This window comes from Salinicola endophyticus (assembly GCF_003206575.1).
In the GTDB taxonomy this organism is placed as follows: domain Bacteria; phylum Pseudomonadota; class Gammaproteobacteria; order Pseudomonadales; family Halomonadaceae; genus Salinicola; species Salinicola endophyticus.
This window is the reverse complement of the sequence record NZ_PZJO01000004.1, coordinates 255,264-275,991: the sequence shown is the minus strand read 5'-3', so window position 1 is coordinate 275,991 and position 20,728 is coordinate 255,264. Positions and strand designations below refer to the sequence as shown.

At 67.4% G+C, this 20,728-nt stretch carries 19 protein-coding genes; 8 read left to right on the top strand and 11 right to left on the bottom strand.

Features of this window, described 5'->3' with window-relative positions; genetic code table 11:
- Positions 1 to 23 precede the first annotated feature (23 nt).
- Both DOM66_RS10610 and DOM66_RS10605 read right to left on the bottom strand, forming a co-directional pair.
- On the bottom strand, positions 24 to 554 hold the full coding sequence (locus tag DOM66_RS10610; RefSeq protein WP_110675422.1) for a DUF5943 domain-containing protein: 531 nt from the start codon (positions 552 to 554) through the stop codon (positions 24 to 26).
- A gap of 224 nt (positions 555 to 778) precedes the next feature.
- Positions 779 to 1,756 carry a dipeptidase gene (locus tag DOM66_RS10605; protein WP_110675421.1) on the bottom strand — a complete coding sequence of 326 codons (978 nt, stop codon included), beginning with the start codon at positions 1,754 to 1,756 and terminating at the stop codon, positions 779 to 781.
- Between the two features lie 413 nt (positions 1,757 to 2,169).
- Here DOM66_RS10605 and DOM66_RS10600 point away from each other — a divergent pair, with 413 nt between their 5' ends.
- Genes DOM66_RS10600 through DOM66_RS10590 form a run of 3 tightly spaced genes read left to right on the top strand, consistent with a single transcriptional unit; the run spans position 2,170 to position 3,768 of the window.
- The gene (locus DOM66_RS10600) at positions 2,170 to 2,703 is read left to right on the top strand and encodes a helix-turn-helix domain-containing protein (RefSeq protein ID WP_110675420.1); all 534 of its coding nucleotides are present in this window, start codon (positions 2,170 to 2,172) and stop codon (positions 2,701 to 2,703) included.
- Positions 2,696 to 3,424 (top strand): AzlC family ABC transporter permease, encoded by a 729-nt coding sequence (locus DOM66_RS10595; protein WP_110690103.1) that lies wholly within the window; start codon positions 2,696 to 2,698, stop codon positions 3,422 to 3,424. The genes DOM66_RS10600 and DOM66_RS10595 overlap by 8 nt, the downstream gene beginning before the upstream one ends.
- Positions 3,421 to 3,768 (top strand): AzlD domain-containing protein, encoded by a 348-nt coding sequence (locus DOM66_RS10590; protein ID WP_106418273.1) that lies wholly within the window; start codon positions 3,421 to 3,423, stop codon positions 3,766 to 3,768. Before DOM66_RS10595 ends, DOM66_RS10590 begins: the two co-directional genes overlap by 4 nt.
- 66 nt (positions 3,769 to 3,834) lie before the next feature.
- On the opposite strand, the gene DOM66_RS10585 is transcribed toward DOM66_RS10590, so the two are convergent.
- Both DOM66_RS10585 and aceE read right to left on the bottom strand, forming a co-directional pair.
- The gene (locus tag DOM66_RS10585) at positions 3,835 to 4,047 is read right to left on the bottom strand and encodes an E3 binding domain-containing protein (protein WP_245392426.1); all 213 of its coding nucleotides are present in this window, start codon (positions 4,045 to 4,047) and stop codon (positions 3,835 to 3,837) included.
- A 4-nt stretch (positions 4,048 to 4,051) separates the two neighbouring features.
- Positions 4,052 to 6,742, bottom strand: coding sequence for a pyruvate dehydrogenase (acetyl-transferring), homodimeric type (aceE, locus tag DOM66_RS10580; protein WP_110690101.1), 2,691 nt, complete (start codon positions 6,740 to 6,742; stop codon positions 4,052 to 4,054).
- 140 nt (positions 6,743 to 6,882) lie between these two features.
- Between aceE and DOM66_RS19565 the strand changes: the two genes are divergently transcribed.
- Entirely contained in the window at positions 6,883 to 7,788 is a 906-nt protein-coding gene (locus tag DOM66_RS19565; protein ID WP_188115172.1) for a LysR family transcriptional regulator, read from the top strand.
- Here the strand turns inward: DOM66_RS19565 and DOM66_RS20005 are convergent.
- The 3 genes from DOM66_RS20005 to gbdR form a co-directional block, all read right to left on the bottom strand.
- Positions 7,781 to 8,449, bottom strand: coding sequence for an OmpA/MotB family protein (locus DOM66_RS20005; RefSeq protein ID WP_110690099.1), 669 nt, complete (start codon positions 8,447 to 8,449; stop codon positions 7,781 to 7,783). The genes DOM66_RS19565 and DOM66_RS20005 overlap by 8 nt on opposite strands.
- Before the next feature lie 4 nt (positions 8,450 to 8,453).
- The gene (locus tag DOM66_RS10560; protein ID WP_110675416.1) at positions 8,454 to 9,278 is read right to left on the bottom strand and encodes a motility protein A; all 825 of its coding nucleotides are present in this window, start codon (positions 9,276 to 9,278) and stop codon (positions 8,454 to 8,456) included.
- A 279-nt stretch (positions 9,279 to 9,557) separates the two neighbouring features.
- Positions 9,558 to 10,676, bottom strand: a complete 1,119-nt coding sequence (gbdR, locus tag DOM66_RS10555) for a choline metabolism transcriptional regulator GbdR (RefSeq protein ID WP_110675415.1) — start codon at positions 10,674 to 10,676, stop codon at positions 9,558 to 9,560.
- Between the two features lie 477 nt (positions 10,677 to 11,153).
- Here gbdR and efeU point away from each other — a divergent pair, with 477 nt between their 5' ends.
- The 4 genes from efeU (at position 11,154) to efeO (DOM66_RS10535) (ending at position 15,592) form a co-directional block, all read left to right on the top strand.
- Positions 11,154 to 11,987, top strand: coding sequence for an iron uptake transporter permease EfeU (efeU, locus tag DOM66_RS10550; RefSeq protein WP_110690098.1), 834 nt, complete (start codon positions 11,154 to 11,156; stop codon positions 11,985 to 11,987).
- A complete protein-coding gene (efeO, locus tag DOM66_RS10545) occupies positions 11,984 to 13,219 on the top strand; it encodes an iron uptake system protein EfeO (protein WP_110690097.1) in 1,236 nt (411 codons plus the stop codon). The genes efeU and efeO (DOM66_RS10545) overlap by 4 nt, the downstream gene beginning before the upstream one ends.
- A 38-nt stretch (positions 13,220 to 13,257) precedes the next feature.
- The gene (gene efeB / locus DOM66_RS10540) at positions 13,258 to 14,610 is read left to right on the top strand and encodes an iron uptake transporter deferrochelatase/peroxidase subunit (RefSeq protein WP_110690096.1); all 1,353 of its coding nucleotides are present in this window, start codon (positions 13,258 to 13,260) and stop codon (positions 14,608 to 14,610) included.
- A 142-nt stretch (positions 14,611 to 14,752) separates the two neighbouring features.
- The gene (gene efeO, locus DOM66_RS10535) at positions 14,753 to 15,592 is read left to right on the top strand and encodes an iron uptake system protein EfeO (RefSeq protein WP_110690095.1); all 840 of its coding nucleotides are present in this window, start codon (positions 14,753 to 14,755) and stop codon (positions 15,590 to 15,592) included.
- Between the two features lie 75 nt (positions 15,593 to 15,667).
- On the opposite strand, the gene DOM66_RS10530 is transcribed toward efeO (DOM66_RS10535), so the two are convergent.
- From DOM66_RS10530 to DOM66_RS10515, 4 genes are all read right to left on the bottom strand, one after another.
- On the bottom strand, positions 15,668 to 16,930 hold the full coding sequence (locus tag DOM66_RS10530; protein ID WP_110675410.1) for a DUF2254 domain-containing protein: 1,263 nt from the start codon (positions 16,928 to 16,930) through the stop codon (positions 15,668 to 15,670).
- 104 nt (positions 16,931 to 17,034) lie between these two features.
- Complete coding sequence (locus DOM66_RS10525; protein WP_157959032.1) at positions 17,035 to 18,270, bottom strand: NAD(P)/FAD-dependent oxidoreductase; 1,236 nt, start codon at positions 18,268 to 18,270, stop codon at positions 17,035 to 17,037.
- Between the two features lie 64 nt (positions 18,271 to 18,334).
- Complete coding sequence (locus DOM66_RS10520; RefSeq protein WP_110690093.1) at positions 18,335 to 19,684, bottom strand: TRAP transporter large permease subunit; 1,350 nt, start codon at positions 19,682 to 19,684, stop codon at positions 18,335 to 18,337.
- Positions 19,685 to 19,813: 129 nt separating this feature from the next.
- Positions 19,814 to 20,524: an aspartate/glutamate racemase family protein gene (locus DOM66_RS10515; protein WP_188115171.1), complete on the bottom strand. Its 711-nt coding sequence runs from the start codon at positions 20,522 to 20,524 to the stop codon at positions 19,814 to 19,816.
- Positions 20,525 to 20,728: the final 204 nt, after the last annotated feature.

The window sequence follows — 20,728 nt, the reverse complement described above, 5'->3', positions numbered from 1 at the left end:
CGCGAGGCGTATCGGTGCCGCCGTCAGCGCGGCGTGACGTCGAAGTAGCCGACCTCGCAGCCCGCCTCGGCACCGCTCTGGGTCTGCTCGGCACGGGTCCGCAGGCTGCTGCCGCGGGCCTCGAGGATCTGGTCCATGGCACCGGCGAACCAGCCGGTGAACATGTACTCTTCCTTCTTCCCGGTCTTGCCCAGCTGATAGACGAAGCAGGAGTGCTCCAGGCGCACCCTGGCCGTGCCGGCGTCGAGATCGATCGCTTCGGTGATGAACAGCCCCCAGCCGCGCTGCGACAGCCGCTTCATGTAGTGCTCGAAGACCGCCACGCCCTCGAGACCGTGCAGCTCGGCTTCCTTCTCGCACCAGTGCCAGGCGGACTTGTAGCCGGCGTCGTAGAGAATCTTGGCGTAGGCCTCGACCCCCAGCGCCTCTTCGATGGCGACATGGTTGTTGATGAAGAAGTGACGCGGCACGTAGAGCATCGGCAGCGCATCGGTGGTCCAGACACCGGTGTCGCTATCGACGTTGATCGGCAGTTCGGGAGCCATCTGGGTCATATCGATTACCTCTGAAGTTGTTCTTGAGCGGCGCTTCCAGCCGCAGGCTAAGCGCAGAATGATGGCTTGGGGCCTCCAGCCGACTCCGCGGGCCTTGCGGAGCCGTCATGAGCGAAGCGGGCGGTAGGCGCGGATTGGGGAGCCAGCGGAGTGAACGTGTTTGTTCATGAGCATGGCGACCCAATTCGCAACAACGCGCCCGCGAGCGTAATAGGCTCGGTGGCTCACTCGCCCCAGACGTCGCGCAACGTCCGCACCCAGTTCTCCCCCATGATCTTGCGCACCACCGGCTCGGACAGGCCGTGGTCCAGCAGCGCCTGGGTCAGGTTGGGGAACTCGCCGATGGTGCGGATGCCCTTGGGATTGATGATCTCACCGAAGCGGGTCAGACGGCGGGCGTAGCCCTTGTCGTGGGTCAGCCACTCGAAGAAGGCTTCGTCCTGGCCTTGGGTGAAGTCGGTACCGATGCCGATGGCATCCTCGCCGACGATGTTCATGATGTAGACGATCGCTTCGACGTAATCCTCGACGGTGGCGTTGACGCCGGCCTTGAGGAAGGGCGTGAACATGGTCACCCCGACGAAACCGCCGTGGTCGGCGATGAACTTGAGCTCCTCGTCGGACTTGTTGCGCGGGTGCTCCTTGAGACCGCTGGGCAGGCAGTGGGAGTAGCAGACCGGCTTGCTCGACTCGAGGATGATCTCCTCCGAGGTCTTCGAGCCGACGTGGGAGAGATCGCACATCATGCCGACCCGGTTCATCTCCGCGATCACCTCGCGGCCGTAGCCGGAGAGGCCACCGTCGCGCTCGTAGCAGCCGGTACCGACCAGGTTCTGGGTGTTGTAGCAGAGCTGGGTGATGCCCACGCCGAGCTTCTTGAAGATCTCGATGTAGCCCAGCTTGTCTTCGAAGGCGTAAGCGTTCTGGAAACCGAGGATGATGCCGGTCTTGCCCTCCTCCTTGGCCCGGGCGATGTCGCGGGTGGTGTGCACCGGGCGCACCAGCTCGGCGTTGTCGCGCATCAGCTGGTTGACGGCGACGATGTTGTCGACGGTGGACTCGAAATCCTCCCAGACCGACACCGTGCAGTTGGCCGCGGTCAGGCCGCCCTTGCGCATGTCCTCGAACAGGGCGCGGTCCCATTTGGCAATGATCAGACCGTCGATGATGATGGCATCGTCGTGCACGGATGACGTCGACATGCGGAAATCCTCCTCGGTTGCGCGCTCCCGGTTTGGCATCACGATGATGAAGCGGCGAGAGCGACTGTTCCGCGCAGCATATCCCTGCGCCCTGCCCGCTCGCCGACCGAAAGCGAATCCGAGTGTTCCGATTGCGTCACGCCGAACGTTCTCTCCACGACGCCCCGACGCGCCACCCCACCGCCCCTTCCGCGATCCGCAGAGGATACCCGCCGCTGCCATGCTCGGCCGCGGCGCCGCCAGCCCGCGGCCACAGCGCTATTGACGCCTGAGCGTTCCTTTTGTAGAACGTTCTTTAAATAGAACAACCCTGTGTGACGCCATTCCGATCGCGACACTCGCTGCAGGCACGCCGCCCGCCACATCGCTCGATCCGACGTCCCTCACCACGACACCCTCAGGAGACCGCCGCCATGGACGCCGCCTCGCGCCACATCCTCGGCCAGCATCTGCAGACGCTGCGCCAGTCCCACGGGCTGTCGCTATCGCAGCTGGCGGCCCAGGCCAAGGTCGCCAAATCGAACCTGTCGCGGCTGGAACAGGGCGACGGCAACCCCACCCTCGACACCCTGTGGCGGCTGGCGCGCCAGCTCGGCGTGCCCTTCGGCACCCTGGTCGCCCCCCTCGCCGCCGCCGTCGACGATGCCGGCGCCAGCGTGCAGCTGATCATGCAGAGCCGCAGCGGCGTGCCGGTGGATGCCTACCTGATGCGCCTCGCCCCGCGCCACCGGCGCGAAGCCGAGGCACATACCGCCGGCACCCGCGAGACGGTGCAACTGATCGAGGGCAGCCTGACGGTGGGGCCGCCGGAAGAGAGCCGCCAGCTCGACGTCGGCGAGCTCTACACCTTCGACAGCGACCGTCCCCACGCCTATCTCAGCGGCGACAGCGGTGCCGCGCTGCTGGTCACCATCGTCTATCTCCCGGAGCCGGCCGCCCATGTCTGATCACGACCTCGCCACATCCACCGCCCCTGCCTGGCTGGGGGGCGTGCGCGACTCGCTGCCACTGCTGAGTGGCTATATCCCGGTCGCTGTCTCATTCGGGCTGGTCGCCACCCAGGCCGGCTTCAGCAGCCTGGAGACGCTGGCGATCTCGGCCCTGATCTATGCCGGCGCCTCGCAGTTCGTGTTCGTGGGCATGGTGGCCGGCGGCGCGCCGCTGTGGCTTGCAGTGGCCATGACCCTGCTGATCAACCTGCGCCACGTCGTCTATGCGCCCAACCTCGCCCCGTGGCTGCCGCCGAGCCGCTGGTGGCCCTGGCTGATGCATGGCTTGACCGATCAGGTCTTCGCCCTGGCCCACGCCCGCCTGCCTCAGCTCGCCGAGCGCCAGCGGGTCGGCTGGTTCTGCGGCGCGGCGCTGCTCGCCTGGCTGAGCTGGATCGCCGGCTCGCTGCTCGGTGCCATCGCCGGGGAGTGGCTGATGGCGCAGTGGCCACTGCTCGGCGAGGTGATGCCCTTCGCCCTGCCCGCGCTCTTCCTGGTGCTGGTGGTGCCGCGTTTCACCTCACCGCGCTGGGCGCTGGCGCTGTGTGTCTGCATCGCCGCAGCGCTGGCCTTCACCCTGGGCGGTCTGGCCAACGTCGGTATCCCGCTGGCGGCAGCCCTCGGCGGTCTCTGCTTCTTCACACTGCGGGCCCCGCGCCTGCCGGGAGCTCATCGATGAGTGTCGAACTCTGGATCGCCCTGCTCGCCGGCGCCCTCGGCACCTACCTCATCCGGCTGCTGCCGCTGCTCTGGATGCAGCGCCGACTGCGCCACTCCCGCGAGCGTGCGGGCACGGAGTCGATGCCGGCATGGCTCGGCGTGCTCGGGCCGATGATGATCGCCGCCGTGCTGGGGGTATCGCTGGTGCCGAGGGTGCCTGACGCCACGGGCTGGATCGCCACGCTCGTCGGGCTCGCCGCCACACTGCTGACCTGGCGGCGAACCCGATCACTGGGCCTGCCGGTGATCGTCGGTGTCGCCACCTTCGGCGTGATGACCCTGGTCAGACCGATGCTCGGTTGAACGTCGACTGGCCAGCGGCAGACGCTGAACGGCTGCCCCAACGAAGGCGTCACTGCCCTACCGTGCTCAGTCACCGGGGCGCGCCTTCGAGTCCGGCGCCCCAGCGGCGGCGTAGCGCTCCACGTCTGCCGGCGTGATGCGTCCCTTGCGCCCGCTGCCGCGGATCGCCGCGAGCGAGAGACCGAGCAACCGGGCACGCTTGCGCACGGCAGGACAGGCATGCACGCAACGATCCGCGCGGGCACCTGCGCTGCCAACGCTGGCGAAATCACTGCGCATCACCTCAGCACTCCCAGGGGTTCGGAGTCGCGGTGTCGAGGCCATAGCGGGACATGGCCTCGACGACGACCTCGGGGGCCAGTTCGTCCCGCTCGACCAGCGCCGAGAGCGTGAGCACGACGACGTGATGACGATCGACCTCGAAGAAGTCGCGCAGCGCCTCGCGGGTGTCCGAGCGGCCGAAGCCGTCGGTCCCCAGCACGTGGTAGTCACTCGGCACCCAGGCACGGATCTGGTCGGCGTAGAGACGGATGGCATCGCTGGCGGCGATCACCGGTCCGGCGCGTGCTGCCAACTGACGGGTGACCCAGGGCTTGTCGAGCGCCTGGCCGGGGGCCAGAAATCGCCGGCGGTCGTAGGCCAGCGCCTCGCGGCGTAGCTCGTTGAAGCTCGTCGCACTCCAGACATCCGCGGCGACACCGTATTCGTTGCGCAGCATCCACGCCGCCGCCTCGACCTCGCGCAGGATGGCACCGCTGCCCAGTAGCTGGGCCCGCGGGCGATCGTCGGCGGTGGCGTCGTCCTCGTCGAGCAGATAGAGACCGCGAACGATCCCCTCCTCGCAGCCTGCCGGCATGGCGGGGTGCACGTAGTTCTCGTTCATCACCGTCAGGTAGAAGAAGACATCCCGCTGGCGCTCGACCATCTCCACCAGCCCGTGGCGCACGATGACCGCCACCTCGTGGGCATAGGTGGGATCGTAGCTGCGACAGTTGGGGATGACGGAGGCGAACAGATGACTATGGCCATCCTGATGCTGCAACCCTTCGCCGTTGATCGTGGTACGCCCTGCAGTGCCACCGACCATGAAGCCGCGACAGAGCATGTCACCGGCGGCCCAGGCCAGATCGCCGATGCGCTGGAAGCCGAACATGGCGTAGTAGACATAGAACGGGATCAGCGGCGTGCCGTGGTTGGCGTACGCCGTGGCCGCGGCGATCCAGGACGACATCGCCCCGGCCTCGGTGATCCCCTCCTCGAGGATCTGCCCGCTGCGATCCTCACGGTAGAACATGATCTGCCCGGCATCGGCGGGTTCGTATTTCTGCCCTTCGGGGGCGTAGATACCGAGCTGCCGGAAGAGCCCCTCCATGCCGAAGGTACGCGCCTCGTCGGGAATGATCGGCACGACCCGGGAACCCAGCGACCGGTGTTTCACCAGACCGCTCAGCACACGCACGAAGGACATGGTCGTGGAGAGCTTGCGCTCACCGCTGCCGCAGGTCTGGGTGGCAAAGATGCGGTCGTCCAACGCGGGAATGCTCAGCGCCTCGACACGCGCCTCGCGGGCGGGCAGATAGCCACCGAGTTCGGTCCGGCGCGCGTGCAGATAACGCATTTCGGGGCTGTCCGCCGCCGGCCGATAGTAGGGCATGCCCGTGCCGTCGCGTATCCCGCTGTCGAGCGCCGCATCGTCGATGGGCAGTTCGAAGCGCTCGCGCAGTGCACGCAGCCCATCGCCGCTCATCGTCTTGATGTTGTGCGCCTCCATGTCGGCCTCGCCGTGCTCGCTGCCCATGCCATACCCCTTGACGGTATGGGCGAGGATCACCGTGGGACGGCCGTCATCGCTGCGCACGGCGGCGTGGTAGGCGGCGTAGACCTTCTCGGGGTCGTGTCCGCCGCGGGTCAGGTTATGGATGTCGGTATCCGACAGCGAGGCGACACGCTCGGCGAGCTCGGCGTACTTGCCGAAGAACTTCTCCCGGGTGTAGGCCCCACCCTGCGCCTTGAAGTTCTGATACTCGCCATCCACCGCCTCATCCATGCGCCGACCGAGCAGGCCGTCGTGATCGGCTGCGAGCAGCGCATCCCAGCCGCTGCCCCAGACCACTTTGATCACGCGCCAGCCGGCCCCCTTGAACGCGCGTTCCAGCTCGCGCATGACACTGCCGTTGCCGCGCACCGGGCCATCGAGTCGCTGCAGATTGCAGTTGACCACGAAGATCAGATTGTCGAGGCGCTCACGGCTGGCAACGTTGAGCGCGCCCATGGCTTCGGGCTCGTCGCACTCGCCGTCACCGAGAAAGGCCCAGACCTTGCGCTGTTCGAGCGGCGACAGCTCGCGCTGATCGAGATACTTCATCAGGCGCGCCTGATAAATTGCCTGGATCGGCCCCAGCCCCATCGAGACGGTGGAGAACTGCCAGTAGTCCGGCATCAGATAAGGGTGCGGATAGGAGGAGAGCCCGCTGCCGCAGACCTCCTGGCGGAAGTTGTCGAGTCGCGCTTGATCGAAGCGCCCTTCGAGAAAGGAGCGGGCATAGATACCCGGCGCGATATGGCCCTGAAAGTAGACCAGATCGCCGGCGAAGCGCTCGGAGCGGGCGCGGAAGAAGTGATTGAACCCTACCTCGTAGAGCGTGGCGCTGGACATGTAGCTTGCCAGGTGCCCGCCGAGGCTCTTGTCCTTGGCGTTGGCCCGCACCACCATCGCCACGCTGTTCCAGCGAATGGCGGAACGCAGCTTGCGCTCCAGCGCCAGATCACCGGGATAGACCGGCTGGTCGCGTCTACCGATGGTGTTGCGGTGCGGCGTCTCGAGCGCTTCCCGGCGCAAGGCCAGCGCGGGGTTCTCCAAAAGCTTGCCCATCACGAAACGCGCCCGCGCCTCACCGCCGACGCGAATCAGGGATGTCAGTGCATCCGTCCACTCTTCGGTTTCGGTGGGGTCCCGATCGACGATACTGTTCATGCTGCTCTGCCTCCTGTGACGACCCGCCGGTGACGCGCTGCTGCGCTGTCGCCGGCCCCGGGAATGGCGAGTACCTTAGGGTCGCCGCTTCCCCGCGCTCAATGCGGGGCGTCAGGAAACAGTTTCCCGAATTCAGGATCATGAACCTCAACCATCTCAGAATCTTCGTCAGCGTTGCCGAGCAGGGCTCGATACTCGCCGCCTCGAAAGCGCTCGGCGTGCCTAAATCGACGGTGGCGCGCCAGCTCGCCCAGTTCGAGAGCGAACTCGCCCAGCCGCTGGTGCTGCGTAACACACGTCACCTGCGCCTGACGCCGGATGGCCGCCGCCTGCACGAGCGCGCGCATCATCTGATCGCCGCCCTGGAGGAGCTTTCGCATGAGCTGGACGGCCGCGACGACACCTTGAGCGGCAAGGTGACCGTGGCGATCCCCTCCGAGTTCGCGGTGCGCTGGCTCAACGACTGCGTGGCGGAATTCGTGGCAGCGCATCCCGGCATCCATCTCGACTGCATCACCAGCATGGCACCGCTGGATCCGGTCAAACGCGAGGTCGATGTCTCGATCAGCTACCACCGGGGCAGGCTCGCCGACAGCGCCATGGTGGTGCGCTCACTGGTGACGATGGAGAGCGTCGTGGTCGCCGCACCGCGCGTGATCGCCGAGCATGGACGTCCCAGCTCGGTGCGGGAGCTCTCCGTACTACCCTGCCTGTCGACGCTGACCGCCCTGGAAGCGAACCCATGGCACTTCATCGACGACTCGGGCCGTCCGATCTCGCTCAAGGTCCCTGCCCGCTATCGCGTCGACAGCAGCACCCTGCTGATCGCGGGGGCCAGGGCGGGCATCGGTTTTGCGATCATTCCGCGCCATTTCTGCCAGGCCTGGATCGATGCCGGCGAGCTGGTGCCGCTCGACCTCGATCTCGCCCCGGCGCCGCTGGAGGTGATCGCCATTCACCCTGATCGCCACGGCATCACCGCCCGCGCCCGCGCCTTCGTCGACCTGATTCAGTCGCGCCTGCGCCACGAAACGGGGCTCATCTAGCCGCAGCCGAGCCGGCGACCGGCCGGTGCAACAGGATATCGACGCGGCGGTTGGCGGCGCGGCCCGCCGCCGTGGCATTGTCAGCGGTCGGACGGGTAGCACCGTAGCCGATCGCCCGCAGGCGGGTATCCGCGATCCCCCTCGCGGCCAGATAGCGCACCACGGCGATCGCCCGCGCAGCGGAGAGATCCCAGTTGGAGGGGAAGCGCGGCGTCGAGATCGGCACGTCGTCGGTATGTCCTTCCACCGATATCTCGCCCTCGAAAGCCTCGAGATCAGCGACCAGGCTGGCGAGCACATCACGTCCTCCCGCGGTCAGCGTCGCCCTGCCGCTGGGGAACAGCAGGTCGTCGTCGATCCGCAGCGTGATCCCCTGCTGCCCCTTCATCACGTGTACACCCGGTATCTTGATCCCCGCCAGCCGAGGGTCGAGACCGTCGTTGAGCGGCTTCAGGCCCGACGGGGACGAGACACTGGCCGCGGTGTTCTTGCCCCCGGCCTGGGTGGCCTGCGACTCCCCCCGGGGGATGAGCGACAGCAGCAGCACGAACAGCGTCAGCAGCAGCGTGAGCACATCCAGGTAACTCGTCAGCCAGCCCTCGTCCTCCGCGCCTGCCGCGACCGGCGGCGTCAGCAGGTTCTGCATCTCTCGCTGGTGCATGGGGCTACTCCTCCGAGGTGGCGGATGGCGTCGCCGCAGCGTGACGTGGCTTGACGTTGGGGTCGCGGATCTCATCGCGGTAGTTGACGACGAAGGAGTTCAGCGTCTCTTCGATGAACGACGGCAGCCGTCGCTTGCTCATCAGCGAGATCCCCTCCATCACCATGTGCATGGTGATCAAGCGCTCTTCAGTGCGCCGTTCGAGCTTGACGGCGATCGGCTTGAACACCAGGTTGGCGAGCAGAATGCCGTAGAAGGTGGTCAGCAGCGCCACCGCCATGCGCGGCCCGATGATATCCAGACTCCCCGCATCGACCACCCCCAGCATGTTCACCAGCCCCACCAGCGTACCGATCATGCCGAAGGCCGGCGCGTAGGTCGCCATGGTGCGAAAGATCTGCGCATCGGCCTGCTCCCGGGCCTTGAGCCGCGTGATGCGCCACTGCAGCACGTCGAAGATCTCCTCCTCCTTGGTATTGGCGATGAGCAGCTGCACCCCGGAACGCAGGAATGGGTTGCGCACGTATTCGAGCTCGCCCTCCACCGCTCTGACGTCGCCTTTGGTCCAGAGCCGCGACAGCGCCACCAGCTCGTCGATATCGTCGCGGACGAAACTGTCCTCGCGCTTGAACACCACGCCGACCAGACGCACGACGCGAACGACCTCCTTGAGCGGGTAACTGATGAAGGTCGCCGCCAGGGTCCCGGTGACGACCAGCGCCAACCCCGGCAGATTGATGAAACTGTCCGGGGATTCGGCCGTGAAGAACAGCACGCAGACCAGAAGCAGTACGCTGGCGAAGATGCCTATCAGCGTCGAGGGATTCATCAGGGACTCCTTTGCGGGAAACGGCTTGCCAACAACAACGGCCGATTCGCGATAAAGTTGAGCACCCTAAATATTCTTAGGCTAACAAATACGCCACAGGCCCCGGCTGGCGTGAGATGACGCCAGCCGCGACGGGTTGTCGCAGCCTATGAAAATGTCCGGGGAAGGTGGGAAAAGCGCAGAAGCGAAGGGCCGGTGCCGGCGCGCCATGCAGGCGTACCGACCCGGCCCTCCACGCCCGGCCGCCAGCGCTGTCGCAGCGGCCGGGAGCGGGCCGCGCTATCTCAGCGCGATGCTGGCGTAGGTGGGCTCGCCGCGAGCGTGATTGAGGGCGACGCTGGCGCTGCTGAACTGCATCAGTGCGTCTTCCGCAGTCGGCTGGCGCAGGATCGGCTCCAGACGCCGGATCTTGACCGACTCGCCACGATCCTCCCGCGGCGGCGTACCGAAGTACTCGCGGTAGCACTTGGAGAAGTGCGGCGTGGAGACGAAGCCACAGGCCGAGGCGATCTCGATGATCGGCAGCGGGGTCTGCTTGAGCAGCTGGCGTGCCCGCGTCAGGCGCAGCTTGAGATAGTAGCGCGACGGCGAACAGTGCAGATGGCGCTGGAACAGGCGCTCGAGCTGGCGCCGCGAGACATCGACATAGCTGGCCAGCTCGTCGAGCTCGATCGGCTCCTCGATATTGGCCTCCATCAGCGCCACGATCTCCAGCAGCTTGGGCTGGGTGGTCCCGAGGACATGCTTGAGCGGCACCCGCTGCTGGTCCTCTTCGCCGCGCACGCGCTCGCAGATGAACATCTCCGAGATCGCCGCCGACAGCTCGCGGCCGTGATCGCGGCCGATCAGGTTGAGCATCATGTCCAGCGGCGCGGTGCCGCCGGAGGCGGTGAAGCGGTCGCGGTCGATCGAGAACAGACGCGTGCTCCAGGCGGTGCGCGGATAGGCCTCCTGCATCGCCGCCAGACACTCCCAGTGGATGCTCGACTCGTAGCCATCCAGCAGACCGGCCTGGGCCAGCGCCCAGCTGCCGGTGCACACCGAGCCGACACGCCGCAGCGTGCGCCCGCGGCTCTGCAGCCAGTTCAGCAGCGCCGGCGACACCGCGCGCTGCGGCGCCACACCGCCGCACACCACCAGCCAGTCGAGGTTCAAGGGCGCCTGGGTGCTGGCATCGGGGGTTACCTGCATGCCATCACTGGCACGCACCGGCGCGCCGTCCAGGGTGATGATGTACCACCGGTAGAGCTCGCGACCGGCCAGCTGGTTGGCCATGCGCAGGGGTTCGATCGCCGACGCCAGGGAGATCAGGGTGAAGTTGTCCAGCAACAGGAAGCCGAGGGTCTGGGGCTCGGATACGCCGAGGTCCCGCTCACGAGAAACGGAAGAAATCGCCATGTCAGGTTACTCCATCACAATGTCAGGTGGTTGTTGTTATCGCGCGTCCCTGGCGTCGGTCGCTCCTTCAGGCGCATCGCACCGTCTGCCTGGCTCGGCGGTAGCCCTGAGGAGATGCTGAAGCTGGCCGTATCTTTGCACTTCCTGGATCGTTTTTCGGCCTTGAATCGACTCTAAATCGTGTGACAACGCGACGCATGCTTTTTTATCTGTCTGCGACAACATAACCGCCCACAGGACGAAAGGTGTCGCTTCTGGAACACTTTCTGCGCCATGAGCGCAGTCGAGGTCGCTCTCGGGCTCCCGATCACGCCACGCTCCCTGCTCTCCGCGTCAATATTACCCGCCGCCAGCCAGCGTCCGCTTGCGCAACCGGCAACAAACTGTTACCTCATGAATTTGAAAACAAGTATCATTCGCGCAACGAAGTGTTTCTCTCTTATCATTCGTCCTCTTCACCCGCGTCAGGTTCGACTCATGCTCATCCCTTTTCTCATCATGCTGCGTGAAGGCCTCGAGGCCGCGCTGATCGTCGGCATCATCGCCACCTATCTGCATCAGACCCAACGCCAGGCCTGGATGCCTGCCGTCTGGACCGGCATCTTCCTGGCCGTGGCCCTGGCCCTGCTGGTGGGTGCCGGCCTGCAGTTCGCCAGCGCCGAATTCCCCCAGCGCCAGCAGGAGCTGTTCGAAGCCGTGGTCGGGCTGCTCGCAGTGGGCATGCTGACCTGGATGGTGCTGTGGATGCGCCGCGCCGCCGCTGGCATGAAACGCGACCTGACCTTGGCGCTCGATCACGCCTTTAGTGGCAGAAGTCACACCTGGGCGCTGATCGGCATGGTCTTCCTGGCGGTGGCGCGAGAGGGATTGGAGTCGATCTTCTTTCTCCTGGCGGTGTTTCAGCAGAGCACGAGCAGTGCCGCCCCGCTGGGTGCGCTGCTGGGTATCGCCGTCGCGGTGATTGCGGGCCTGGCGATCTACCGCGGCAGCCTGCGCCTGCCGCTGGGCCACTTCTTCCGCGCCACCGGGGTCTTCATCCTGCTGGTCGCCGCCGGGCTGCTCGCCGGCTCGGTGCGCGCGCTGCACGAGGCGGGGCTGTGGAACCACGCCCAGCAGGTGGTGTTCGATCTCAGCAACGTGCTGCCGCTGGACACCCCGCTGGGTTCGCTGTTCGCCGGAATCTTCGGCTATCAGCCGGCGCCCACTCTAAGTGAGGTCGTCGCCTACTTGGGCTATCTGCTGATCGCCCTGTGGCTGTTACGCCCGCGGCGCGAGACGCACACCGCAGCCACCGCGGGGAGCCAGGGATGAACTCGACCCACGCCACCCCGAGTACCGCCCACCACGCTCCCTCGCCGCGCCTGATGCGCCTGGGCCTGGTGGCCTCGTTTCTACTCATGCTGATCGCCTTCGGGGTGTTCGCGCTGTCGCTGCGCGCCGTCGAGAGCGGCAGCGATGACGGCACGCTGATCGAGATCGGCGCCAGGGGCTGCCAGCCGTCACGGGTCGAGGTACCCGCCGGCGAGCGCACCTTCACCATCGTCAACCGCTCGGACCGTGCCATCGAGTGGGAGGTGATCGACGGCGTCATGGTACTGGCCGAGCGCGAGAACATCGCCCCCGGGATGCGCCAGCCGCTGCGTGTCGACCTGGCACCGGGCGACTACGCCATGACCTGCGGTCTGCTGAGCAACCCCCACGGCGAGCTGCATGTGACGCCGAACGGCAATGCCGCCCCGGCCCGGGCGCTGGCCGCGCACGACTTCGTCGGCGCGCGGGCCGAGCTGCGCGTCTACACCACGCTGCAGATGCGCAAGCTCGAGCGCGCCAGTGCGGCGCTCGCGCAGGCGATCAACGCCGGCGACCTGACGGCGGCGCGCACGGCCTATCTCCAGGCGCGCCGCATCGACCAGCGCCTGGCGATGCCGATCGGCCTGTTCGGCGATCTCGACCAGCGCCTCAACGCCCCCGCCGACTATTACGCCGGGCGCGAGAAGGACCCGGATTTCGGCGGCTTCCCACGGCTGGCTCAGGGATTGTTCAGCGCTGGCTCCACCGCCGGCCTGGCGCCGGTGGCCAAGCAACTGATGGCGGATCTCGATGTCCTCTCCCGGCGCCTCGCCCAGGCTTCGGTGCCGCCGGCGCAGCTGGCCAACGGCAGCGCCCGCGCGCTGCAGACCTGGCATGACCGCGCCACCGACGGCGAGATGACGCCACTGGCGCTCAATGACCTGGCCGGTATCACCGAGGGCAGTGCCAAGATCGTGACGCTGATCGACCCGCTACTGGCGCGTCAGGCCCCGGCACTTCAGCGCCAGCTCGATCAGGCCCTGTCCGCCCTGCAGCAGTCTCTGGCCGAAGCCGCGCAGCCAGGGGCCGATGGCACCACGTCGACAGCCGAGTCGGCGGCCCCCGATGCGCTCCAGGCGCTGCTCGACGCCGGCGCGGTGCCTGCCGCCACCGCACAGCGTCTGCTCGCGAACAGCGAGGCGCTGGCCAAGGCGCTGGCGGCCGTCAACCACGCGCTCGCCCTGAGCGGATGAGTTCATCGTCAATCGTTACCGTATAGGGTCAAACAGCCATGAGTGATCAGCCATCTTCCCGCTGCCCGTTTGGATTCTCTACCCATAGCGACACCCGCCTGGACCGCCGCGGCTTCCTCCGCGGCGCCGGGGCCACCGGCCTGGGCCTGGGACTCGCGGGCCTCTGCCCCGGCCAGGCGCTGGCCGAGCCGGCCAAGGCGGACGCCGCCGGCCACACCCAGCGCAGTGCAGAAGTCACCAGCGCCCCGCTGACCCAGGACCCCGAACTCGCCTACCCTTTCCATGGCCCGCATCAGCAGGGGATCACCACGCCGCGCCAAGCCAGCGGCATGCTGGTCTCCTTCGACGTGCTGGCGCGCGACCGCGAGGGGCTGGATACACTGCTGCGCACGCTGACCACGCGTATCGCCTTTCTGACCCAGGGCGGCGCCTACCCCCAGCGCGACCCACGCTTCCCGCCGCCCGACTCCGGCATCCTCGGCCCGCGTATCCCCCCCGACGGCCTGAGCGTGACCGTGGCGCTGGGCGCCTCGCTGTTCGACGACCGCTTCGGCCTCGCCCCCGCGCGGCCCCGACATCTCGAGCGCATGCAGGGGTTTCCCAACGACGCCCTCGATGCCGCCCGCTGCCATGGCGACCTGGCGCTGCAGATCTGCGCCAACACCCTCGATACCGCCTATCACGCGCTGCGCGACATCATCAAGCACACCCCCGGAAGCCTGCTGGTGCGCTGGAAACAGGAGGGCAACGTGCCGCTGCTGCCGCCCTCACCGGGAGACATCGACGGTAGCGCGCGCAATTTCCTCGGCTTCCGCGACGGTACCGCCAACCCCAGTGCCCAGGACAAGGCGCTGATGGACGAGCTGATCTGGGTCGACCCACAGCGCGACGAGCCCGACTGGGCGGTGGGCGGCAGCTACATGGCGGTGCGCATCATCCGCAACTACGTGGAGCGCTGGGATCGCACCCCGCTGGGTGAACAGGAGGCGATCTTCGGCCGCGAGAAGATGAGCGGTGCGCCGCTCTCCGGCGGGGTCGAGCAGGACGTGCCGGATTACGCCAGCGACCCAGAAGGCAAGATCACCCCGCTCGATGCCCATATCCGCCTGGCCAACCCGCGCACCCCGGAGACCGAGAAGAACCGCATCCTGCGCCGCCCGTTCAACTACTCCAACGGGGTCGAGCCCAACGGCCAGCTCGACATGGGGCTTCTGTTCATCTGCTTCCAGGCGGATCTGCAGGAGGGCTTCATCACGGTGCAGAAGCGCCTGGATGGCGAACCGCTGGAGGAGTACATCAAGCCGGTCGGCGGTGGCTACTTCTTCGTGCTGCCCGGCGCGCGGGATGAGCAGGACTACCTGGGGCGCGGGCTGATGGCAGCCACCGCCTGAGGGGGCTCGTGCCCTCGCGGACAAGGCCCGCAAAGACGGGCCCAGGCCAGGACCACACGACTAGCAACACGGCATCGACCCGACGCTGCCCCAGGTAGTGTCCAGACAATCCTCACCACGGATCATCGAAAGGAGCTTCACCATGCAACCGCTCTCCCGCTGGATCAGCGTCAGCGCCCTGGCGCTGATGGCGCTCAACGCCCCCGCCCAGGCCGCCGTCCCCGCCGATGCGCTGGTCGGTCCGATCGCCGAGTACAAGCTCTACGTACTCGACAATCTGGAACAGTTGGTCGCCCATACCCGCGAGTTCACCCAGGCGATCGAACAGGGCAACCTGGACAAGGCCCAGGCGCTGTATGCCCCCACCCGCGTCTACTACGAGCGCATCGAGCCGATCGCCGAGATGTTCGCCGACCTCGACGCCAGCATCGATGCGCGTGAGGACGACTATGAGCACGGCGTCAAGGACCCCGACTTCACCGGCTTCCACCGCCTCGAGTATGGCCTCTTCAAGGCCCAAAGCACCCAAGGGCTCGCTCCCTACGCCAAGGGGCTGATGCAAGACGTCGACGATCTCGACCAGCGTGTGCAAGGGCTCACCTTCCCGCCCTCGACCGTGGTGGGTGGCGCCGCGGCGCTGATGGAGGAGGTCGCGGCGACCAAGGTCTCCGGTGAAGAGGACCGCTACAGCCGCAGCGACCTGTGGGACTTCCAGGCCAACGTGGATGGCGCCAAGGAGATCTTCGAGCTGTTCAAGCCGCTGGCCGCCGAGGAAGACGCCGGCTTCGTCAAGCGCGTGCAGGGCAACTTCGATGACGTCGAGGCGATCCTGGCCGACTACCGGGTCGATCCCCAGGATCCCAAGAAGGGCTTCGTCTCCTACGACAAGGTCAGCGACGCCGACCGCCGCGCCCTGACCGGCCCGGTCAACGTGCTGGCGGAGGATCTGTCGACCCTGCGTGGGCTGCTCGGCCTCAACTGAACCACCACGGCCGCGGCCGGCGCCCCCGCCCGAAGGGCAGACCGGGCGCCGGTTCGCGGCCCTGGATATCGAGTATCAGGTGTAACGGGCGGGCTCGGGGTCGAGCAGCGCCTTCACCCTGGCCCTGTCCGCCTCCAGCGGCATGGCGTGCTCGCAGCGCGCCACCAGCAGCTGCATATGCTCCCGCGCCAGCGCCTGAATCCGCACATCCCCCGCCACCGCCAGCGCACGCAGCGCCTTCTGCAGACGGATGCAGACCTCCACGCTACCGGCACCATCCCGCGCCACCGGGGTGAAGAAGTCATCGAACAGATCCTGGGTCGACAGCGCCTCGACATGCACGTGGCGGACCGGCGACTCGGGCTCGCCGATGCCACCCGTGGCGTGTTCGACCCAGGGCGTCAGCGTCCGCACCGCACAGCCGATCGCATCGATCGCGGTACCGGGGTCGTTGATGCCCGGCGAGAGCGCGCGCGAAGCGACCTCGGCCATCACGATCAGGCCAAAGCGCGGGTCCTGGTCGAAGTGGCGCAACGGGCCGATGGTGAAGGCGGCCTGGATCGCGTCGATGCGCGCCTCGTCGAGTTTGGCGCTGGCGGCCAGCACGGCGTGGCGATCGACGAAGCTGCCCGGCAGCACCTGCACATAGATCGCCTCCCCGGCGTCCTCGACCAGGCTACCGAGATGCGCGGTATCGATATGCTGCACATAGCCCACCTGCCCCGCCCGCACCGTACTCAGCCCCGAGGGCAGCACGGCGGGCATCGCTTCGCCACCGAGATAGGGGTTTTCGATGCGTGCACCGAGAGCGGCGCTGGCCGCGCTTTCGACCTTGCCGATAGTGTCGCGCACTCGCCCCAGACGGGTGAGGTAGCCGGCCCACTTGATCAGTTGATAGACCACCAGCACGATCACCACCAGGGTGGCGGCGAACAGCAACGTGCGCCCGTCGGCGTCGTAGATCCCGGCGGCCAGCGCGACGATCCCCACCAGACTGAACAGAAAGGCGCCGATGAAGGTGGCCAGGGTGTTCTGGGTCACCCGATCCTCGATCAGCAGCAGCGTCGCCCGCGGGCTGACGTTGCTGGTCGCCGAGCCGTAGGCGGTGACCATGGCGCTGAGCGAGAAGGTGGTCACCGCGAGCATGCTCGAGGCGATGATGTCGAGGATGCTGTCGACCGCCCTGGCGCCGATGGTGAAGACCTCGGGCAGCGCCAGCCACGGCGTCGCCACCCAGGCGATCAGCGCAGTTACCACCCCGGCCAGCGAATAGAGGGATGCTCGATACCACAGCGAGCGGTGCATCCGCCGCCAGACCCACTGAAACCGCCCGATCATGCGCTGCCACTCCCTGGTATCGCCGTTCTGCGGACACGGCTGTCCGCTTGGCCTGCGGCCAGCCCTATCGCGCTCGCCGTTAGCTCATAGCGTAGCCGAGAGCGCTAGGCGAAGCGCGCCGGACTGAAGGCACCGCGCTGGGGATCCTCACGGCCGCGCAGGATATCGTCGGCCAGCCACTCGCCGCTGACCGCCCCCGTCGACAGCCCGATATGGCCGTGGCCGAAGGCGAACCAGAGACCGGGGTGGCGCGGCGCGGCACCGATCATCGGCAGCCCGTCCGGCAGCGAGGGGCGACGGCCCAGCCAGGGCTCCCCCTGGGCCTCGCCCAGCGCCAGCACCTGGCGGACCCGCGGCAGCACCCGCTGGAGCTGGCGCGGCGTCGGCTTGCGGTCGCGGGCGTCGAACTCGATCCCGGTGAGCACGCGCACCCCACCGTTCATGGGTGTGCACACGAAGGCTCCCTCGACGTCGTGGAACGGCATCGCCAGCCCCTGGCCGGCGCCAAGGGTGAACTCCTGGTGATAGCCGCGCTCGAACGCCAGCGGCGGGCGATAGCCCAAGGGTGCCACCAGCTCCCGCGACCAGGGCCCGGCACAGACGGCCACCTGGGCGTAGCGGGTGTCACCGCCCTGCAGCCGAAAGCCCCCGGCCACCGGTTCGATGCCTGCCACGCTGGCGCACTGCCAGCGCCCGCCGCGGGCCAGGAAAAGGTCGCGATAGCGCGCTACCAGCGCCCCGGGTGAATCCACATAGGCGGTCTCGGGAATGCGCAGTCCCAGGGTGTAGTGACGCGAGGCGCCGTCGAAGACCTGATCCAGCGCCGTCCCGGTGAGAGGCTCGTAGGCGACCTCGTTGGCGTCCCAGAGCTGGCACTCCAGGCTCACCCGTTCACGCGCCTGCGGGTGGCGGTAGAGCTTGGTCCAGCCGGTTTCGTGGAACAGCGACTCGGCGCCCGCCTCCCGTGCCCAGTGCCGGTGTGCCGCGAGCGCGGGCCGGATCAGGCGCGCCAGCGAGGCGGTACGGCTGGCCACCGATTCCGCCTGGCAACCCCGCATGAAGCGCAGTAGCCAGGGGGTGGCCCGCGGCAGAAAGGCTGGCGCAATGCGCAGCGCCGGGTCGCGGTTGAGCAGATAGCGCGGCACCTTGCCGAGTAGCCCGGGGATATTGAGCGGAATGACCGAGGCCTGGGTGATCACGCCGGCGTTGCCGTAGGAGGTCATCTCCCGCGAGGTCTCGGGGGCGACCAGGGTCACCGCGAAACCACGCTGCTGCAGCGAGAGCGCGGTACAGAGGCCGACGATACCGCCGCCGATCACCGCGATTGTGCGTGTGTTCATCGTTCGCTCCGTCGCCTCATCCCGCCTGTCCGCTGGCGCCCCCATCCCATCCTACGCATCGTCTCTACCCCATGAACCAGAACGCGAACCCGACCAGGGTGAAGTAGATCGTCACCGGCAGCGCCATCAGCATGGTCTTCACCGGGTCGACCTTGACCCCCACGATACCGCCCACCAGCCCCGTCACCACGAAGGTGGTCAGCCCCACCGGCGGCATCGACTGCCCGGCCATGGCCAGATGCGCCGCGCCCACCGCCACATGGGTCGGATCATTGCCGAGATGGGTCAGCGCCGGCGCCATCATGCTCACGATCATGGTCTGGGAGGTGGTCTGCGAGCCGGTGAGCATGCCCACGGCGATCGTCGCCAACCCACCGGCGGCGGCCATCCAGTGGGCTGCCAGGTGGGCGGTGGCCTGCTGCACCAGGTCGATCAGGCCGGCCTGGTAGAACACCCCCACCATGACCCCGGCGCAGAGCTGGATCTGCACCGTCTTGGCGACGTTCTTCAGCCCCGAGGAGACCACCGCCCCGGCCTGCTGGCGCACCGCGCGGAAGGCGAAACTCACCGCCAGGGCCACGATCACCGCCATCACCACCCGGAACGCCAGCCCCTTGACGATGGGAATGCCCTTGAGCCAGGCGACCAGCTCGGCCAGCCCCGGGGTGCGCTCGAACACGTTGAAGCCGAGCGAGGCGGCGATCACGATCACCAGCAGCACCGCCATCGGAATCAGCGTGCGCCAGCGCTGCCCGAGCACCCGCAGCAGCGGCTCGGGGGCCGTCAGCAACGCAGCCGAGGTGTGCCCCCGCGCCAGCCAGGCGCCGACGAACATCGCCAGTACCACGCTGACACTCATGGTGGCGTAGGCCCAGCCCAGAATCTGGCCCGGCTCGATACCGGTCAGCGATGCCGCCAGAAAGAACGACTGCGAGATCGGCGGCATGCCGGAGCCGATCACCGCCCCCATCACGATGATCACCGCGATGCGCTCACCGCTCAGCTTGAGCGAGGCCAGCGTCGGCACCACCAGCAAGCCGATCACGGTCGCCGCGGCGATGGCATCACCCAGCAGCGAGCCGCTCAGCACCAGGGTCAGGATCACCGCACACACCAGGCCCGTGGTCGAGCGTCCGAACAGCGCGCGAAAGCCATCCAGGGCAGTCTGCATGGCACCGATGCGCACCTGCGCCTCGGCGTAGAGGCTGCCGAAGATCGACAGCATGATGACCCAGGAGAGCTTGTCGATGCCGCTGATGGCAGCGGCGATCATTGCCATCGGCCCCAGGCCGCCGAGCAGCGCGGCGGCCAGCGCCGCGGCCAGCAGCCCCAGCATGACATTGCCGCCGATACGCGGGATCGGCAGCAGAATGATGGCGAACAGAAGGGCCATCGGGATGAGTACCAGCCACATGGCGAAAGCATCCTTTTATTGTTGGGAAGTCTGGTGCGAAGTCGGTAGTGCCAGGCAGGGCCTCGGCGCACAGCGCGGTGTCGACGTGGCCCGAGACAGTGGGCGCTGGCGCCGAGGCGCGCGAACGGCTCATGCCGCGTCACCCCGCCGTGCCAGGGTAATGGCGTCGTGGATGTCGTAGACCGGCAGCTCGAGCGCCGCCGCCAGCCGCTGCCGGTAGGGCGACAGATTGGTGCACTCGAGCAGCAGCGCCGTCATGTCGGGCTGGCGCCGGTGCAGCGCCAACGCCGCCTCGACCACCTCCTGCGCCACCTGCTCGGCGTCCCACTGCGGGCGGTCATAGCGGATGGTGGGATAGAAGTGGGCGCTGTGCTGCAGGCCGTGGATGACACAGCCCTCGCGCCAGAAACGGCCGAAGTGGGCCTGGCTCAGGGTATCGGCATCGAAGGTGAGGATACCGATCGGCCCCTCGGCGGCATATCGCGCGTGCAGCCACGGCAGCAGATTGAGCGCCGAGGAGACCAGCGGCACCGGCAGCCGCGCCTGCAGGCGATCGTGAATGGCGCAGACGAACCCACAGGAGGTCGCCAGGCAGTCGACGCCCTCGTCGATCAACTGCTGGCCCACGCTGACGAAGGCGGCCACCACCGGCTCGGCGATCTGTGCACTGACCACGGCGGGCACACTGGCCGCGGCCACGGTCACATGGCGTACCGGATACGCGAAACTGGCGGGATTGCCGATATCGCCGAGCGGGCGCGGAAATCGCGTCGCGAGCATCATCACCCCGAGACGGAATTCGCCACCCTCGCCGGGCGTCTGGGACACAGCCTCTGGCACCGCTACTCAGCTCCTGACCGAATACGGCGCTCAGGCCGCGACGTGTCCGAGACTACCCCACACGGCGGCGATTACCCAGCCCCGACGGCACGCGGCCCGGCTCATCCGCCGATGCCGACACTATCCCTTCAGATACCGAGCGCGCCGACGCCGACTATCCTGTAATCAGCGCAGCGGTGTGGCCGACAGGGAGTCGGCGCCACC